Origin of the sequence: Shewanella sp. H8 (genome assembly GCF_040285065.1) — a bacterium.
Classification (GTDB): Bacteria; Pseudomonadota; Gammaproteobacteria; order Enterobacterales; family Shewanellaceae; genus Shewanella; species Shewanella polaris.
On the sequence record NZ_CP157213.1, the window covers coordinates 3,664,845 to 3,683,723 of the forward strand.

The 18,879-nt window shown below is 41.9% G+C and carries 16 protein-coding genes; 11 read left to right on the forward strand and 5 right to left on the reverse strand.

Features of this window, described 5'->3' with window-relative positions:
• Positions 1 to 27: 27 nt before the first annotated feature.
• From mrcB to ABIS04_RS15830, 3 genes are all read right to left on the reverse strand, one after another.
• Positions 28 to 2,337, reverse strand: a complete 2,310-nt coding sequence (mrcB, locus tag ABIS04_RS15820; protein ID WP_350431685.1) for a penicillin-binding protein 1B — start codon at positions 2,335 to 2,337, stop codon at positions 28 to 30.
• Between the two features lie 68 nt (positions 2,338 to 2,405).
• Complete coding sequence (hrpB, locus tag ABIS04_RS15825) at positions 2,406 to 4,952, reverse strand: ATP-dependent helicase HrpB (RefSeq protein ID WP_350433459.1); 2,547 nt, start codon at positions 4,950 to 4,952, stop codon at positions 2,406 to 2,408.
• A gap of 166 nt (positions 4,953 to 5,118) precedes the next feature.
• Positions 5,119 to 7,380 carry a bifunctional diguanylate cyclase/phosphodiesterase gene (locus ABIS04_RS15830; RefSeq protein ID WP_140235110.1) on the reverse strand — a complete coding sequence of 754 codons (2,262 nt, stop codon included), beginning with the start codon at positions 7,378 to 7,380 and terminating at the stop codon, positions 5,119 to 5,121.
• Positions 7,381 to 7,572: 192 nt separating this feature from the next.
• On the opposite strand from ABIS04_RS15830, the gene ABIS04_RS15835 reads away from it, so the two are divergent.
• Both ABIS04_RS15835 and ABIS04_RS15840 read left to right on the forward strand, forming a co-directional pair.
• Positions 7,573 to 7,809, forward strand: a complete 237-nt coding sequence (locus ABIS04_RS15835) for a 2'-5' RNA ligase family protein (protein ID WP_350431686.1) — start codon at positions 7,573 to 7,575, stop codon at positions 7,807 to 7,809.
• A gap of 73 nt (positions 7,810 to 7,882) precedes the next feature.
• A complete protein-coding gene (locus ABIS04_RS15840) occupies positions 7,883 to 8,128 on the forward strand; it encodes a hypothetical protein (protein WP_350431687.1) in 246 nt (81 codons plus the stop codon).
• Between the two features lie 51 nt (positions 8,129 to 8,179).
• Here the strand turns inward: ABIS04_RS15840 and pepB are convergent, their stop codons facing one another.
• Positions 8,180 to 9,454, reverse strand: coding sequence for an aminopeptidase PepB (pepB, locus tag ABIS04_RS15845; protein WP_350431688.1), 1,275 nt, complete (start codon positions 9,452 to 9,454; stop codon positions 8,180 to 8,182).
• A 144-nt stretch (positions 9,455 to 9,598) separates the two neighbouring features.
• Between pepB and sfsA the strand changes: the two genes are divergently transcribed.
• From sfsA to ABIS04_RS15885, 8 genes are all read left to right on the forward strand, one after another.
• Positions 9,599 to 10,303, forward strand: a complete 705-nt coding sequence (gene sfsA, locus ABIS04_RS15850) for a DNA/RNA nuclease SfsA (protein WP_137225538.1) — start codon at positions 9,599 to 9,601, stop codon at positions 10,301 to 10,303.
• Between the two features lie 119 nt (positions 10,304 to 10,422).
• The gene (dksA, locus tag ABIS04_RS15855) at positions 10,423 to 10,866 is read left to right on the forward strand and encodes an RNA polymerase-binding protein DksA (protein ID WP_137225536.1); all 444 of its coding nucleotides are present in this window, start codon (positions 10,423 to 10,425) and stop codon (positions 10,864 to 10,866) included.
• A gap of 139 nt (positions 10,867 to 11,005) precedes the next feature.
• Complete coding sequence (gene gluQRS, locus ABIS04_RS15860; protein WP_350431689.1) at positions 11,006 to 11,887, forward strand: tRNA glutamyl-Q(34) synthetase GluQRS; 882 nt, start codon at positions 11,006 to 11,008, stop codon at positions 11,885 to 11,887.
• Between the two features lie 240 nt (positions 11,888 to 12,127).
• Positions 12,128 to 13,435 (forward strand): polynucleotide adenylyltransferase PcnB, encoded by a 1,308-nt coding sequence (pcnB, locus tag ABIS04_RS15865; RefSeq protein ID WP_350433460.1) that lies wholly within the window; start codon positions 12,128 to 12,130, stop codon positions 13,433 to 13,435.
• A gap of 2 nt (positions 13,436 to 13,437) precedes the next feature.
• Positions 13,438 to 13,932, forward strand: a complete 495-nt coding sequence (gene folK / locus ABIS04_RS15870) for a 2-amino-4-hydroxy-6-hydroxymethyldihydropteridine diphosphokinase (protein ID WP_350431690.1) — start codon at positions 13,438 to 13,440, stop codon at positions 13,930 to 13,932.
• A 62-nt stretch (positions 13,933 to 13,994) separates the two neighbouring features.
• Positions 13,995 to 14,789 carry a 3-methyl-2-oxobutanoate hydroxymethyltransferase gene (panB, locus tag ABIS04_RS15875; protein ID WP_137225528.1) on the forward strand — a complete coding sequence of 265 codons (795 nt, stop codon included), beginning with the start codon at positions 13,995 to 13,997 and terminating at the stop codon, positions 14,787 to 14,789.
• A 62-nt stretch (positions 14,790 to 14,851) separates the two neighbouring features.
• A complete protein-coding gene (gene panC / locus ABIS04_RS15880) occupies positions 14,852 to 15,706 on the forward strand; it encodes a pantoate--beta-alanine ligase (protein WP_350431691.1) in 855 nt (284 codons plus the stop codon).
• 307 nt (positions 15,707 to 16,013) lie between these two features.
• Complete coding sequence (locus ABIS04_RS15885) at positions 16,014 to 16,532, forward strand: DUF4124 domain-containing protein (protein WP_137225524.1); 519 nt, start codon at positions 16,014 to 16,016, stop codon at positions 16,530 to 16,532.
• 45 nt (positions 16,533 to 16,577) lie between these two features.
• Here the strand turns inward: ABIS04_RS15885 and ABIS04_RS15890 are convergent, their stop codons facing one another.
• Complete coding sequence (locus ABIS04_RS15890; RefSeq protein WP_137225522.1) at positions 16,578 to 16,775, reverse strand: YheV family putative zinc ribbon protein; 198 nt, start codon at positions 16,773 to 16,775, stop codon at positions 16,578 to 16,580.
• A 176-nt stretch (positions 16,776 to 16,951) separates the two neighbouring features.
• On the opposite strand from ABIS04_RS15890, the gene ABIS04_RS15895 reads away from it, so the two are divergent.
• Positions 16,952 to 18,862 (forward strand): ABC transporter ATP-binding protein, encoded by a 1,911-nt coding sequence (locus tag ABIS04_RS15895; RefSeq protein WP_140235118.1) that lies wholly within the window; start codon positions 16,952 to 16,954, stop codon positions 18,860 to 18,862.
• The last annotated feature ends 17 nt before the right edge of the window (positions 18,863 to 18,879 follow it).

Consider the following 18,879-nt stretch of genomic DNA (forward strand, 5'->3'; position numbering starts at 1 on the left):
CTTGGGCTTTTTATTAGCATCCATTAACTAATTACCCACTAACTTTTGCCACCAAGACAAAGATTCACCGCAATTTTTTGCGGGTCTATAGCTGCTATCTAGCGCTGGCAGACCAATGATATTGTCACAATTGCCTTGCTTAGCCGCACCAGTGGTGCGATCAAAATAACCATTAATAACTCCATTAACAGGGATCATACGTAAACTCAGTGGTGGGCGTTGTTGCAAAAATGCTTGATACACAGCCATTGCTCCACTACTACCGTACAAACCCGTTTTACTATTATCATCTTGGCCTACCCAAATGGCCGCTACGTTACGTTCATCAAAACCGGCAAACCATGAATCACGACTGTCATTACTGGTACCCGTTTTACCCGCCAAACGCACCCCAGGAAAAGCGGCACCTAAACGCTTAGCTGTGCCATTACGTACCACTTGATTCATCGCATATTGGATTAAATAATCTGTCGCAGGATTGATCGCTTGGGATCCAGCCGCACGACTCACATCCAAAGCTTGATTTTGACTATCTAACACCGCGGTAATAGAGGTTAATTTACGATAACGACCTCCGTCAGCCAAAGTTTGGTAAACCTGTGCAACCATCAATGGCGAACCATTCACAGCACCTAGCAACATAGATGGATAAGGTGAAATATCATCAGCCCAACCCGATTTTTGTAGTGTAGAAGCAACATTATTAACACCAACGGCTAAACCGACATTAACTGTGGGGACATTCATCGAATCTTTAAATGCTGTGAGTAGAGGCACTTTACCACTGAATTTCTTGTCAAAGTTCTTTGGTGACCATGTTTTACCTTGTTCATTTTTTAATGTTATCGGCTTATCTTCAACAGGTGTAGCCAAGGTGAATTTATCACTTTGGTTTAATGCGCTGGCATATACAAAAGGTTTAATTAAAGAACCGATTGGGCGACGAATTTCAACGGCACGGTTAAATCCCTCATAACCGGGTACTTTATCGCCAACCATGGCCGCAATACCGCCGCTGTACTTATCAGTAACAACCATACCCACTTGAATATTTTTAGCGCGTTTATTTAACGAAGACATCGTAGATGTCACTGCTTTTTCTGCTGCTTCCTGGGCCATAGGATCTAGCGTGGTATACACCTTAACGCCCGATTGTTGCAGTAACGAATCTCCATAACGATCACGGAGCTCTTGTTTCACAACAGCAAAAAATGCGGGTAATTTTTGATGCACTGATTTTTTTGCACTACGTAAGCCGATAGGCGACTCTGCAGCGGCCTTATATTGCGCGACAGTAAGCTTATCATTTTCCATTAATATGCGTAAAACGAGGTCTCGTCGTTCTTGAGCTCGTTCAGGGTAACGCCACGGATTGTAATAAGATGGCCCTTTAATTACCGCCACCAAAAAGGCTTGCTGCGATACCGTTAACTCACCAACAGGACGGCCAAAATAAAACTGTGAGGCTAAGCCCATGCCGTGTACACCACGAGACTTATCTTGCCCCATGTACACTTCATTTAGGTAGGCTTCTAAAATTTCATCCTTGCTGTAACGAAAATCAATAATCAGCGCCATTAACGCTTCGCGTACTTTACGCACTATAGAGCGCTCACTGCTTAAAAAGAAGTTTTTGGCTAATTGCTGGGTCAACGTTGAACCGCCCTGCACAGTTCGGCCAGCAGTAATATTGACCATTGCCGCACGGGCAATAGCTAAGGGATTAACCCCAAAATGATCATAAAAGCTACGGTCTTCCACTAAAATGAGTGCATCGATAATAATGCTAGGGATCTCAGGACTTGGAACAAATAAACGATCTTCTCCGTCGCCAGCAACAATGCGGTCGAGTAATACAGGCTCTAGATGGAATACCGCCAATTCACGCTTATCAGACATGCGAGTCACTGAACTCACCCCTTCAGAGTCAAAGCTAATCATTACGCGTTGCTCAGCTTGATTGCCTTCGGGATGTAAAAAAGGACGACGCCATAATTCAATACGAGTACTTGAAGCCGAAAACTCGCCAACTTGCCTTGGGTTAGCCACTTTTCGGTAACCAAGCAGTTTCAACTCTGCCATTAATTGAGGATGGTTAATTGCCGCACCTGGGTATAGCGCCATTGAACGACTAAACACTTGAGCAGGTAAATGCCACTTTTGACCTTCAAATTTTTGCGCAATAATTTGGTCTAAATAAATCGCATAAAAACTGACCACGGCGGCACCCACAATGGCTAATTTCCACGTGAGTGACCAGATTTTACGCCACAATGATGAACCACGCTTTTTTGCTGTGGCCGAAGACTTTTTAGTTTTTCTGGTTTTTTTTGTCATAACTGATTGATTCGTTTTCCATATAATCCTGAAATATGTACATATAGCTAATAAATGCTATCGCTTATCTACAAGCCAGGCGTTTTCTTTTTAGTATATTTGGTTGCTACTGTGTTCACAGGATCATCTGGCCATAAATGCCTTGGATACCGACCGCGCATTTCTTTTTTTACTTCCATATAAGGACCTTGCCAAAAACTGGCTAAATCAGCTGTGGCTGCTAATGGTCTTTGTGCTGGCGATAATAGCTCCATTGTTACCGTCATTTTGCCGTGTAATATGGTCGGGCTTTGCGCTAAGCCTAACGCTTCTTGCAATCGTACACTTAATAAAGCTCGTCCTTGTTGTTCGGCGTTATGATAAAAATGCCCATCAACATCTAATGGCATCTGGTAACGAATAGGGGCACGAGTACCTGTTGCCATAGGCCAATGTGTCGGCACTAATTGTTCTAATAGCTGTTGTTGTTGCCAGTTGAGTAAGTTTTTCACCAACCCATAAGCACCAACCTTAGTTAACGCGGCCAGTGAGCGAATGTTATCTAAATAGGGCCCAAGCCAATCTTCTAGTGTCGCTAATAAATGCTCATCGGTTAAGCAAGGCCAATCATGCTCTGGTGTAAAATGACGTGCTAATTCAACCCTATATTGTAACTGGATTAATTTGTCATCACGATTAAGAATTGTTAACCCTTTAATGCGGACCTGTTCCAATAATGCGGCGGTAATTTGTGCGGGCTCTGGTGTAATTCCAGTATCGGTTTTAATAATAACCTCACCGATTTTGGTATGTTTTTCAGCAAAAAACCGCCCTTTTGCTTCATCCCAACCACCGTGAATGTGAGTAGTTACTAACGAAGCAAGCTCTGCCGTAAATAAGCGTTCATCCAATTTAGTAGCAAGGTACACTTGGCCGGCATTACGCCCTTGAGTTTCTTGAAAGTCAGCGACCACTAACCAAGGTTCATGAGCCAAACTATCATCGGCATTGATCACCACACCAGTACCATTACTCAATAAAAAGCCTTCATGACCACGGGCTTTGGCAATACGATCTGGGTAAGCAAGTGCTAACAAATAACTAATATCACGTGTGGATGCATTACGTATTGCTTCATTGACCTGTCCCGATATCGCCAAGGATTGCTGCCATTGTCTTACTTGTTGTTTAATCTGTCCCTGCAAAGCCTCGGTCAAATAATGATGAATATCAGCGCCTTTTTTCGGTAATCCACGGGCTTCAATAATGCCTGCTAAAACGCATGCTAACAGACAAAGCTGTGGCTGATTGTCTTGCAAAGCAAGTTGTTTAGCTTTAAGCAGCATATGCGCTAAGCGCGGATGGCAACCTAATGCATAAGCCTCTCGACCAAGTGGTGTTAACTTATGTTGCTGGTCAATTAATTCCAATTGAATGAGTAACCGCCAAGCAACTTGTTCATGGATCTGCGGCGGTGGTGTGAGCAGCGATAATTCGGCAAATGATTTAGCCCCCCAATTGGCACAATCAAGCGCCATTGCAGTGAGCTCTGCTTGAGTGATTTCGGGTTCATCAACGTTACGCATTCGTCCTTGCTCTTCTTGGCTCCACAAACGCACGCAATAACCAGCTGCTAAACGCCCTGCACGGCCACTACGCTGAATTGCCGAGGCTTGGCTAATACGCTTAAGCCCTAAGCGTGTCACGCCGGTTTTAGGGTTAAAACTCGCTTCACGTCGATAACCACTGTCTATGACAAGGGTAATACCTTCAATCGTTAAACTTGATTCAGCCACATTGGTCGCGAGGACGATTTTACGTTTACCCGGTTCTGCTGCGCGAATGGCGAGATCTTGCTCCGCTGACGACAAGTCGCCATACATAGGACAAATAAGCCATGATGCATCCAAACGCTGACGTAATAGTCCGGCTAATTTACGGATCTCACCTTTACCAGGTAAAAATGCGAGCACACTACCTTGCTGATATGGCGTTAGATTGGAGTCTGAAATGATATCGATGATCACACGAGACATATGCGTTAGCCACATCTGTTGGCTAGGGCAAGGTTGATAAGCAATCTCAACGGCAAAACTACAGCCATCGCTGTGTATTTTCGCAGCATCAGGCATCAAGGTGTCTAGTGGCAAACCCGACAAGGTGGCTGACATAGCAATAATGTGTAAATCGTCACGTAATGATTGCTGTACTTCCAATGCTAAAGCCAAGCCTAAATCGGTAGGGAGGTGACGCTCGTGAATTTCATCGAAAATAATCACATCAATCCCACTCAGTTCAGGATCTTGCTGGATCATTCGGGTCAAAATACCTTCAGTCACTATTTCTAAACGAGTATTTGCGCTGACTTTTGACTCGCCGCGCACACGAAAACCCACCAGTTGCCCAACAGATTGTCCCAATTGTTGGGCAATAAATTGTGCGACATTTCTGGCGGCGACTCGACGAGGTTCAAGCATCAAAATTTTGCCACTAATTTCAGGCCAAGCTAACATGGCCAATGGCAATGCCGTTGATTTGCCCGCACCGGTAGGCGCTTCAAGAATAATGTGTGAATGGGTGGCAAACTGCTCACGTAATGCGTTGAGCACCGCGTGAATAGGTAATTTAGTGGTCATCAATGATTCTATTTGCGGCAATGCTTGTTTTGAGGTCAAGGATATTAACTTTTACGGCAATTTTCTAAGGTTCATTCTACCCACAATTGCACCGAAGTGTCATTAACTGCCGGTTTCACGAGTCAATTAATCATCTTTGACCATCAGATCACTTTATTGACTCAATTTATGTTAACCACGGTGTTCGTAAACCACTCTGTAATTCTGCTAATCGGGTCGGTTTATTAATGGCATAACCTTGAGCATAATCGACACCAATATTTTTCAGGTATACACCAATTTCGGTGTTTTCCACAAACTCTGCAATCACTTCAAAGTCCATGTCTTTACCAAGCTGACAAATGGCTGAAACAATGGCTTTATCACTGCGGTTTTCACATAAATTTACCACAAATTGACCATCGATTTTAACATAATCTACGTCAAGACATTTCAAATAAGCAAAACTGGAAAAACCAGAACCAAAATCATCTAAAGCAATTTTACACCCAAAAGGTTCCAGTAAATCGATTAATCCTGTGGCTTGATCTAACTGACTTACCGCTGCTGTTTCAGTAATTTCAAAACATAACTTACTCACTAGCTCAGGTTCTACCATCAAGCGCATTTCGAGCCAATTCATAAATTCTTTATCCGCAAGCGACATAGCTGATAAATTTACCGACACCATAGAAAGTTGCTTCCAGATGGCTAAATTATTGCCACCCCACTTCAATAAATGGTCAATGACCCATTTATCGACTCGTGGCGCTAAGTTATAACGTTCGGCTGCAGGTAAAAATACACCTGGTGATATATATTGGCCATCGCTTTGTACCATACGCAGCAAGATTTCCATGTGAATACCAGTCTCGGGTTTATCTAGCGGCTCAATTAATTGATAAAATAATTCAAACTGATTTAAGGCTAACGCTCCTGTAATATCAACAGAAGCAAGCATTTGGTTATACATGAAGTGCATTTGTGGGTCTTCAGGATTATAAAAATGCCAACAATTGCGACCTTTTTCTTTGGCTAATCGGCAAGCAGCATCCGCTTTACTCATAACGCCATAAATATCAGGATCAGCATAATCTACCTTGGCGATCCCAATACTGGCACTGATATTGTGCTTAATACCTTTCCAAATAAATTCATGGTCAAATAATTGCTGACAAATCCGTTTAGCCACTTGTTGTGATGATGACATATCTGAGTAATGCATCAATAATCCAAACTCATCGCCGCCTAAACGAGCAACAACATCACCTTTACGCAGTAATTGTTTTAATCGTGTCGCCACTTGTTGTAGCAGTATGTCACCAGCTTGATGTCCGCTTAAATCATTCACAACCTGAAATTGATCTAAATCGATAAACGCTATACAAGCAGGTACTTGATCTTCTTCATGTAATAGTTCTTCAAGCATGTTTTCAAACTGCAACCGATTGGGTAATCCAGTTAACACATCATAATTTGAATGAAACGACAATTCATCGGTAAGTCGGTAACGCTCAGTCACATCTTCAATCATTAACAATAACTGCTGTTGCTGATTAAGAGCCTGACAAAAACTAAACTTATACCACTTAATTTGAACTCCATTTCGTAGCGGCACTTCACACCAAGCTTGGCGTAAAATCCCTTCACGAACAATATGCAATGTATCAAGTAGCAGTGGATGATCGTCTTCACGTAATAAGTTAAATAAACTCTGCCCTATGGTTATAGGTAAACTATGTTTACTCACCCCATTTTGCAGTACCACATTATCGTGTAAATCAATCAGCGCACATGGCATAGGCAATAATTGAAATAGCTCTTGATACTGCTTATTTTTGTTATCAAATAGCACTGCTAAACGTCGTAACTCTAATGAAGACGCTAGTTGATATGCTGTGTCTTCAAGTAAATTGAGTACAAATTGACATGGATCGTCATACTGATTGGCCACAGGATTAGTATCTGATGCACACAAGGTCCCAAGTACAACCTTAACATTACCCACCTGTAATACTGAGCTTAATCCAAGATGTTTACAGTCAATATCAAGGTCATCAAATATCTCTAAAAGCGGGATTAATATTGGATTGTCGGCAGCGATTAACTCTTGTTCGGCTAAAGAAGCATAAATAATAGGTTGATGATTGCAGAGTATGGATTCAAATAAAGGAAAGTTATCTTGAAGCTGTTGATTAAAAAGTGGTTCTGATGTGGATGATGCACCAAAATAACTGACACATTGTTGTTCAGTGGTATCGATTATATCACTATCAACTGCGAATAATTTATCATATTGACTAGTCAACACAAATGCAGCAGTGCATTCCATTCTTTTGCAAACTAATTGCAGAGCCTGATTAAGCAGTGATAACACCGAAGTATTATTGCCTTCAATAGGTCCATCAGTAAAAACGCTTTTCAATAGTTGCTGGGTACTATTGGTCATTCATCAACTCAGTTAAGGTTAGCAATTCAATTTGCTGGGAATAAAGTCACTTATCACATGGAGCTTATCGCTAAAGATAAGTACCATATTGGTTAAATAGTTAACTGATAATGTGATAAATTTTTACATTAAGTGCTATTAATAATCTATTCACGCTTATGTTTCAACCCAACTGATCACAGGCCCAACCGAATGCAATCATGTCCATCAGCGAGATTATTTGTGGGCTTTAGTCTAGACAAACCACAAACACAACAAATATTACTTTTACAACAATTACTTAAATATAAAACAGACACTAACTCCGCAATGGTTTTAGCACACAATTTACATCTAACATTAGGCTTTTTAGGTTCAGTAGATCCGACCAGTTACGCTGATATTCTTACCGCTATAGAACAAATGCCAAAGACCAAAGACCAAATTTAACCAAACTATCGATACCTTAGATTGGTGGCAAGCTGCAAAATTAATCTGCTTAAAAGGACAAGCCTGTGCATCATTGCACACTATGGCAGATGCCGTTAGGAGAATTGCAGATATTCACCAACTCGCAAAAAATCAATATGACTATATTCCACATATTAGTCTATTTCGCGGAGTGACATCGGTATCACTGCCAAAAACTAAATCGAACATTCAACTCACCATTGCACCGAGCCATTTACATTTATATCAATCGACTCGTCAGCACAATAATGTTCATTATACGATATTAAAAAGTTGGCCTTTAAAGCTCAAAGAATAAAAAACCGCCGTCACATAAGGTGAACGACGGCTTTGTCACGCTCAAAAATAATTAGTCTTTCAATAACTCAGCTATCGTCAATACGCCATGAGTTGTGGCACCTGCGCCCCACAATGGTGATGCAGATGATTCAAATGCAGCCGCTAAATCAACATGCAACCAATTTGCTTCTGGTGACACAAAACGCCATAAGAACCCAGCAGCATTTGATGCACCGCCCGCGCCACCGCCTTTGGTTGGTCGGCTGTTAGCTGTATCTGCATAAGCTGATGGACACATATCCTTATGCCAAGCATCTAACGGCAACGGCCATACATTCTCAGATACTGCAGCTGCGCTCTTTTGAGCTAATTGTAATGTTGCCATTTGTGGTGAAAAAATCGCATTATAATTTGAACCCACCGCCATCACCGCTGCACCAGTTAATGTTGCTGCGTCAATAATTAAGCCAGCACCCGTTTCTGACGCGGCTTGTAAACCATCTGCCAGTACTAAACGCCCTTCAGCGTCAGTATTAACCACTTCAACCGTAGTACCATTTTTATACGTTAAAATGTCACCTAATTTAAAGGCTCGGCCGCTGATTAGATTTTCCGCACAACAAAGGAATAGCTTAACGCGTTTATTTAACCCCTCCTTCATCGCCAATCCCAACGCTGCAGTAACAGTCGCTGCGCCGCCCATGTCGCATTTCATTGCTAACATGCCTTCTGACGACTTCAAGCTATAACCGCCAGAGTCAAATGTAATGCCTTTACCCACTAAAGCCACAGATACAGGTGCATCAGCGCCTAATGGATTAAAGTCGAGCTCTAACAACGCAGGAGGACGTTCACTACCACGACCAACAGCATGAATACCGACCCATTTTTTCTCTAATAATTCTTGGCCTTCAACAATAGTAAAACTGACATGGTCGCCACCAATATTTTTTAACCAAGACGCAGCTTGATTGGCCAAAGACAACGGCGATAAATCTTCAGGGGTATCATTAATTAATTTACGGGCAAACTGGGCTGCTACAGCACGATGGTTCAACGTCTCTTTGTCAGCATCACTGCCACACCAATCCACTTGGTATCCTGCTTTAGCCGTAGCAAAACCTTGCGCAAATGCCCACTGTGAATGCAAATTCCATAAACCACCCTCTAGCTGCACATCATTGATGCCTTGAGTGCGAATTTTTCTTGCGGCCATTTGCACTTGTCGCAGTTCATCGCCACCCGATAAATGGATCGTCGCTTTAGTACCTTGATAAGTGACATCAGCTTTACCCCAATGTTCTGCAGGGGCTTCGGTGGTGAGAGTAACGGTCATAATATTCATAATAATCCCTTTTAGTAAGCCTAATAACATCAATACTCGTGTTTAATCACGAGTCAATGGCAGTAGTGTAGACAAAACATAATCGATAAACCAAGCTAAAGTTTGTTAGCATTGTTGTAAATCAACTCATCAAATGAGTCATCGATGCAATTTACTCCCAAATTAGAATCCGGTGTATTAATTAAGCGTTATAAACGCTTTCTTGCTGATATTGAACTGCCTAATGGGCAAGAAATCACCATTCATTGCCCTAATACTGGTTCAATGAAAAACTGTTTATTTCCAGGAGAAAAAGTATGGTTTTCCACCTCAGATAATCCCAAACGTAAATATGCCCACACTTGGGAATTAATGCAGACGGATCAGCAACAACTTATCGGGATTAATACCGGACGAGCCAATGCACTTGCAGAAGAAGCCATTAATCGACAAGTGATACCTGAGCTACTAGGTTATGACAACCTAAAACGTGAAGTGAAATACGGCAATGAAAACAGCCGCATCGATATTTTACTCACTAGCCAAAACCAACCAGACTGCTATATTGAAGTGAAGAGTTGTACCTTACTAGAACAACAGATGGGCTATTTCCCAGATGCTGTGACCACTCGAGGACAAAAGCACCTACGAGAGCTGATGCACATGGTCGCATTAGGACACCGTGCAGTATTATTATTTGTGGTGCAACACAGCGGCATAGAGTGCGTTAAACCCGCACGACATATCGATCCACAGTATGCCGATTTATTTCAACAAGCAGTATTGGAGGGGGTTGAAGTGTTAGCGTATAAAACTGAACTTTCACCATTAGAAAGTCAGATAACGACCTCATGTAAAGTGATGGCGTAAATCAAAGAAAAAGTGAAAATAAAAAGTAAAAAATTTGCCACGCTGTAGAGTTTCTGTTATAGATAGCGGCCGTAAATTTAAGACGCCCTTAAAACGCAAATTATTACAGGAGATGCGTTATGCCTCAAGGCACGAAAAAACTTGGCGTACTCGCTATCGCTGGTGTAGATCCTTACCAGGAATCAGCTGGTGAAGAGTATATGAATCCCAAGCAACGTGGTCACTTTAAGTTGATCCTCGAAGCATGGCGTAACCAATTGCGTGAAGAAGTCGACCGTACGTTAACTCACATGCAAGATGAAGCTGCAAACTTTCCTGATCCTGTAGACCGTGCAGCACAAGAAGAAGAATTCAGCTTGGAATTACGCGCACGTGATAGAGAACGTAAACTGATCAAAAAGATTGAAAAGACGTTACAACTAATCGAAGAAGATGATTTTGGTTACTGTAATTCATGTGGTGTCGAAATTGGCATCCGTCGTCTTGAAGCTCGTCCTACTGCCGATCAATGTATCGACTGTAAGACCCTAGCTGAAATCAAAGAAAAACAAATGGCGGGTTAATCCGTTATCAAAAAGAGCGAGATTATCTCGCTCTTTTGTTTTCTTTATTTAACCGACTTAACAACATCGTTGTTTTACCACCCTATGGTGTGGTGACAAAAGCAATGCTGTATTAGTGACCCCAAAGCATCACCAAACCATGAGTACTACTTCCTATATCGGACGTTTTGCGCCATCCCCATCAGGCCCGCTTCATTTTGGTTCACTCATTGCTGCATTAGGCAGTTATCTTCGCGCGCACAGTCAGCAAGGCCAATGGTTAGTTCGCATAGAAGACATTGATCCCCCACGTGAAGTTACCGGTGCAAGTGATAGCATCCTTAGAACACTTGATGCCTATGGCTTACATTGGCATGGCACCGTTTTATTTCAACACCAACGACATCAGGCCTATCAAAACCAAATTGATGCACTTATCGCCAGTGACGATGCTTATTACTGTCAATGTAGCCGAAAAATCATTCAAAGCAGCGGTGGTGTATACGATGGCCGTTGCGGTCGGCATCAACCTAGACTGACACACGGCGCGATTCGAATTCGTAATCGGGTTAAAACAGATAGTTTTGTTGATCAAATTCAAGGCCATGTGATTGTTGATAAACACTTTGCTGAAGAAGACTTTATTATTAAACGTAGCGATGGTTTATATGCATATCAACTCGCTGTTGTGCTCGATGATGCCTATCAAGGTATCACTGAAGTTGTCAGAGGTTGTGATTTACTTGAATCCAGTTGCCGACAAATAAGCATGTTTTCACAACTGGGATTGGCTCAACCTAGTTGGCTACATTTACCGTTAGCCTGTACCGAAAAAAGCTTTAAATTATCAAAACAAAATCATGCCCCCGCCATCGATATAATCAAGCCACAGGCGAGTATAAATGCCGCACTAGCCTTCTTGGGTCAGCAAACCGTTGATTATGATTCGGTAGAGGTGATGCTTGAACAAGCCATAGAACAATTTAATATAAGCACTATTCCGGCAAAAAAAGAAATTATCTTATCGGCGAGAAATAGCTAGCAATCGTTACCATTCAGTATAAGTTATGGCATTAAACCTTTTTAGCACTACGGCATGTATACTCATTCGATTACATTTAATGTATTATACCCGCCAGATTTTTAATCAAATTATTCTAGCATTCCGAGGTGTATTATTTTTCGCCGTATTAGCCAATTCTGCAAACAGCTATTTGAAACCAACAAAGTAGCTCCAGTGCTTGAAGAGTCCATTCAAGAAGATGGCTTGCGTCTGGATATTATCTCCAGAGATGGCCACTCAGTTTCACGTCGTCAAATTAGTGAAAACGCACTAAAAGTACTCTACCGTCTTAATAAATCAGGCTATAAAGCCTATTTAGTGGGTGGTGGTGTCCGCGATATCCTTTTAGGACTTGAACCAAAAGATTTTGACGTCGTCACCAACGCTACCCCAGAAGACATAAAGCGATTATTTCGTAACTGTCGTTTAGTTGGACGTCGCTTTAGATTGGCACACATCGTTTTTGGTCGTGACGTCATCGAAGTAGCTACCTTCCGCGGTCACCACAGTGAAAGCGACGATAAGGTGTCTAAATCTAATGCCGAAGGGCGTTTGTTACGCGACAATGTTTACGGTGGAATTGATGAGGATGCAGAGCGTCGTGACTTTACCATTAATGCTCTTTACTACGACATTAACGACTATTCTATTCGCAGTTATGGCGGTGGTATAAACGACCTCAATGCTCGCACAATTAAGCTCATTGGTGATCCAGAAACTCGCTACCGCGAAGATCCAGTACGTATGCTCCGAGCTGTTCGTTTTGCCACTAAACTTGATATGCAAATCGACGCAGTTACCGCGGACCCCATCAAAGCACTAGCACCATTATTAAGCGATATCCCTGCGGCACGCATGTACGAAGAAGTATTAAAACTCTTCTTTGCCGGTAAAGCAGAAGCCAATTATCAGATGATGCTACGCTTTGGTTTATTCACGCCCTTGTTTCCACAAGTCGGCGAGCTTATCGAAGAATCACCAAAAGGCTATACAGCTAAAATGCTGCAAGCCGTTATGCGCAACACCGATATTCGTGTCAGCGAAGATAAATCAGTCACACCAGCATTCTTTTTCGCGGCGATATTATGGTACCCAATTAAACAACGAGCCGACGATATCGCCATTGAAAGTGGCTTAACTCATTACGATGCACATGTTGCTGCAATGGGTGATGTACTTGAACAACAGTGTCGAACTATTAGTTTGCCACGCAGATTTAGCACTCCAGCACGTGATATTTGGCAGCTGCAACTTCGCTTAGAGCGCAGTCAAGGTACACGAGCCTTTAAACTGTTAGAGCACCCTAAATTTAGAGCGGCTTATGATTTACTGTTATTACGCGGCGAAGCTGAAGCGGGCAATACCGCCAAGATAGCTGAGTGGTGGAAAGCGTTTGTTGAAGCCGATGAAACTGACCGTAGCGACATAGCGAAAAGTATCAAAGGCAGTAATACTCGCAACAGAAATGCACCACAGCGTAAACGACGTCGTAAACCTGTGGCAAAAGCGAAACCAGAAGCAGAGTAATAATGCCGGCAACTCAAGTTTATGTGGCTTTGGGGGCTAATTTAGCCAACCCAACACAACAATTAGATGATGCAGTCGACGCACTTAAAAGATTAGCCTTAGAAGGTTCGTTAAGTGTGTCTAGTTACTATAGTTCCAAGCCAATGGGTGACGTTGTACAGCCTGATTACATTAATGCTGTAGCAGGTTTTATAACAAGCTTACAGCCTGTTGAGTTACTTGATGCATTGCAAGCCATTGAGCTGCAACATGGTCGAGTTAGACTTGAACGCTGGGGCCCACGGACCTTAGATTTAGATTTATTATTGTATGGTCAACAACACATAAATGAACCACGGCTTACTGTGCCTCATTACGGCATGAAGCAACGCAGTTTTGTATTAGTGCCATTAGCAGATATTGCTCCAACGCTAACACTGCCTTGCAACACCAGTCTTGAAAGCCTTATTAGTGTAGCAATGCGCGATGAATTGCAAAAACTTATCGATTTAAGTTGATCTTAACAGACAGAACATTAAGCTCAACTTTTAGTATTTCAATATTGTTTTAAGAGTCTACTATGTCAAAAGTCACCGGTTCGACCCTAATCAAGTTCAAACAAGAAGCTAAAAAGTTCACCGCATTAACGGCCTATGATGCCAGTTTTGCCAGCGCATTTGACAGCGAAGGTGTTGATGTACTTTTAGTTGGCGATTCTCTGGGTATGGTACTGCAAGGCCATGACGATACTTTACCAGTAACCATTGCCGATATTGCCTACCACACAGCTTGTGTTAAACGCGGTGTTGCGCGTGCATTACTTATCGCAGACATGCCATTTATGAGCTATAGCACCCCTGAGCAAACCATGACAAACGCTGCAACACTCATGCAAGCGGGTGCCAGTATGGTTAAATTAGAAGGGGGACATTGGTTACTTGAAAGCGTAAAAATGTTAACTGAACGCGGCATACCGGTATGTGCGCACTTGGGGTTAACCCCACAATCAGTCAACGTATTTGGCGGATTTAAAGTACAAGGCCGCGATGCCGACAACGCTCAACGTATACTAGATGAAGCTAAAGCATTACAAGCCGCTGGTGCGCAATTATTAGTGGTTGAATGTATTCCTGCTCCACTTGCTAAAGCCATCACTGAAGCATTAACGATCCCGGTTATTGGTATTGGTGCAGGTGCCGACACTGATGGACAAATTCTGGTAATGCATGATGTTTTAGGGATTTCCAGTGGTTATATTCCGCGTTTTTCTAAAAACTATCTCAAGCAAACTGGTGAAATCCGCTCGGCGATCAGAGCCTACATTGATGAAGTGGCAAACGGCACTTTTCCTGCTGAAGAACATACATTTAATTAATCATTAACTTTGAATGTACATCAAATAACGACGATGTTTTATTATTAAGGCTCCAACAGAAAATGATTACCACCACTGCTATTTCAACCATTCGCGAACATGTTAATGCTTGGCGTCGTAACGGCGAAACAGTTGCCTTTGTACCAACAATGGGCAACTTACATCAAGGTCACATTACGTTAGTGAATGAAGCCAAAAAGCATGCAGATCATGTGGTTGTATCTATTTTTGTTAACCCACTGCAATTTAGTGCCAACGAAGACTTAGACGGTTACCCACGGTCACTCGCACAAGATAGCGACAAGTTGATGGCTGCCGGAACAGCAATACTGTTCACTCCGACACCAGAGATGATTTACCCTAAAGGTTTAGCACAACAAACATTTGTTGAAGTACCTGATATTGGCAATGAATTATGTGGTGCCAGCCGCCCAGGTCATTTTCGTGGTGTGGCAACTATTGTCACCAAACTGTTTCATATTGTTCAGCCTGATATCGCTTTATTCGGCCGTAAAGACTTTCAACAATTGATGATCATCAAAACCATGGTTGAAGATTTATCGATGCCAATTAAAGTCATTGGTGTTGAGACTATTCGTGAACAATCTGGTCTGGCAATGAGTTCACGTAACGGCTATTTAACCGCAGATGAAAAACACTCTGCTGCGACATTAAAACAGGCACTAGATATTATTATTAGCGCTATTCAACACGGTGAAGCAATACAAGACGCTATCTTAAAAGCCGAAAAACAGCTGGTTAATGCTGGCTTTACCCCAGATTATCTCGAAGTGAGAAATGCCAATACATTACGTCAAATCACCGCCACAGACAGCGAACTCGTTGTTATTGCCGCCGCGTATCTAGGCAAGGCTCGTTTAATCGATAATGTGTCATTTAAACGTCACTTGAGTTAATACCCACTTAACACAGCAATTTTATCAGCTTAAGTCGATAAATAATAAACAAAGATTTGGTTATTATTTTAAATTCCTATTGCCAAAAAACTGGCTTTATCGATAAAATTGCGTCATATTTAACCAATAATATCACTAGCGTAATATCATTGTTGCCATAGCCAATTGTTACCATAACCAATTGTTGGCATAGCCAACTAAACAGAATAATCAGTTGTTAGACTTTAGGGATTATAGATAAGGGTTAGTATTTATAATCTAACGCTCTGATATCGAAAATAGTGATAACAAAAGGATGTGTGGCCGTATGGCAAAAAGACTATTATTGATGGTACTGACCATGAGCGCTTTTACTGCTCAAGCCAATACTATTTACAAATGCATGATGGATGAAAAAGTCGTTTTCAGCCAAACTGTTTGTCCGCAAGAATATAGCCAACATAAAATTGAATACCAATTAGGTATTACCACCGAAATCGACTCTGACAAGCGCGAACTCAAAGAAGATCCATTAACAGCATTGCTTAATAACCAAACTCTTTCGAAACAGAAATTGTTGAAATTGCTTGATGGCGAAATTTATCGCTTAAAGCAAGAAAACAGCTATTTTGAAATATTACGCGCCAGTGAACTGCAAAAGCTCGATCGTAAACGTTACTGGCAGACCAAGCCCAAAGACGATCCCAGTTATGCTTTAGAGCTACAACAGGTGACCAAACGCTTTGATGATCTAAATAAACATAATACAGATTTCATCAGCATATTAGAGCAGCAGAGAACAAAGATCGCTACCGAAACGCCACCCGATAACGATATAAATAATTAGCCTCACTCACCATACCTGCTGAGGTATATTTCAGTTAAATATGTTTTAGTCTGGTTTAAATACCCCAATCATACTGCCACTGGTCTTTTGAGGCGCTTTAATATCAGTTTGCTGCTCACGATAATCACATTCAGTGCATTCAACAGTTTCAATACCATTTTCTTTAAACAATAAAATACTGTCTTTAGCACCGCATTTAGGGCATTTAGCGCCGGCGACAAAACGCTTTTTAATTTTGGTCATGACTTACTCGACTTAGTGGTTACTGACTGAGATGTTTACTCAAGGAGGTATTTATCTACTTTATGTGCCTATTTTGCCATGATTAGCCCACATGAGTCCCGTGATTGTGGGAAATAAATCGTATATGCGATATTATCTGCACCATTATTCTATTCTCAAATATCAAGTTGTAATTAATGATCAACATTAGCCAAGCTCAGTTAATTCGCGGCAGTAAAACCTTACTCGATGAAACCTCACTGACGATTTATCCCGGACATAAGGTTGGCCTTGTTGGGGCCAATGGTACCGGTAAATCATCACTGCTTGCCTTGATTTTGGGTCATTTGCATCTTGATAAAGGTGAATTCAGCTTCCCTGCAGGTTGGCAAGTTGCCTCAGTAGCTCAAGAAACACCAGCGTTAGATGTCTCCGCATTAGAATACGTTATTGATGGCGATATTGAATACCGTCAACTTGAAGCCGAGTTAGACAAAGCTCAAACCGATAATAACGGTAATGCCATTGCACTTATTCATGGCAAAATTGATGCTATTGGCGGTTATGCCATTCACGCTCGAGCAGGCGCGTTATTAGCCGGCCTAGGGTTTAAGGATGTAGACCAACGCAATCCAGTCAAAAGCTTCTCTGGGGGCTGGCGAATGCGCCTCAACTTAGCCCAAGCCTTGTTATGCCGCTCCGATCTATTATTACTCGATGAGCCAACCAACCACTTAGACTTAGATACTATGTATTGGCTAGAAGGTTGGATAAAATCTTATCAAGGTACGCTTATTTTAATTAGTCACGATCGTGACTTTATTGATGGCATTGTCGGTGAAATTGTTCATGTCGAAAATCACAAATTAAATTATTACAAAGGCAATTACTCTTCTTTTGAACGTGTGCGTGCAGAACGTATGGCACAACAACAAGTGGCCTTTGAGCGCCAACAGAAAGAACGTTCACATATGCAGTCATTTGTTGATCGTTTTCGCTATAAAGCCAGTAAAGCTAAACAAGCACAAAGCCGCTTAAAAGCCCTCGAACGCATGGCTGAGTTATTGCCATCACAAGTAGACAATCCATTTCAAATGGCCTTTAGGAAACCTGAAGCCTTACCAAATCCACTAATAGTGATGGAAAATGTCTCTATTGGTTATGAAGATAAAATCATCCTCAAACAAGTTGAGTTAAATCTGGTTCCAGGCGCGCGAATCGGTCTATTGGGCAGAAACGGTGCGGGTAAATCGACACTTATTAAACTGTTATCAGGTCAATTACAGGCCAAAACGGGTAAATACCAACCTAACCCAGGGTTAAACATTGGTTATTTTGCTCAGCACCAAGTTGAATTTTTAAGTCTTGATGATACCCCAATGCAACACTTGGTCAGACTTGCGCCGCCTAATGCTAGCGAGCAAGAATTACGTAGCTTTTTAGGTGGATTTGGCTTTAATGGTGATATGGCTTTGTCGCCCGTACGACCTTTTTCTGGCGGCGAAAAAGCCCGCCTAGTATTAGCATTAGTCGTTTGGCAGCGCCCTAACCTATTGTTACTCGATGAACCCACCAACCATTTAGATTTAGAAATGCGCCACGCGCTCACTATGGCATTGCAAAGCTTTGAAGGCGCAATGGTTATTGTGTCCCATGACCGTCACTTATTACGCTTAAGTTGTAGTGACTATTACTTAGTCGATCAAGGCGCTGTGACACCTTTTGACGGCGACTTAGATGATTATCATCAATGGTTGCTAGATGCCGCAAAATTGGCCCAAGCCAACAATAAAACGGATACAGCCACCAGCGGTAACACGGTTGATAAAAAGCAGCAAAAAAGAATGGCCGCTGAACTACGCCAACAAGTTTCACCTCTGAAAAAACAACAAATAAAGTTAGAGACCCAACAACAGAAAATTAGTAAAAGATTAGCCGAATTAGAAATTGAATTAGCCGATGGCAGCTTATACGAAGCAGAAAACAAGGCTAAAATGACTAATGTTCTCAACGAACGCACCACGCTGACGCAAAGCATGGATGAAAGCGAAATGAATTGGTTAGAGATTCAAGAGCAGATTGAAGTTATTGAACAGGATTTTCAATAACAAATTGATTCATATTG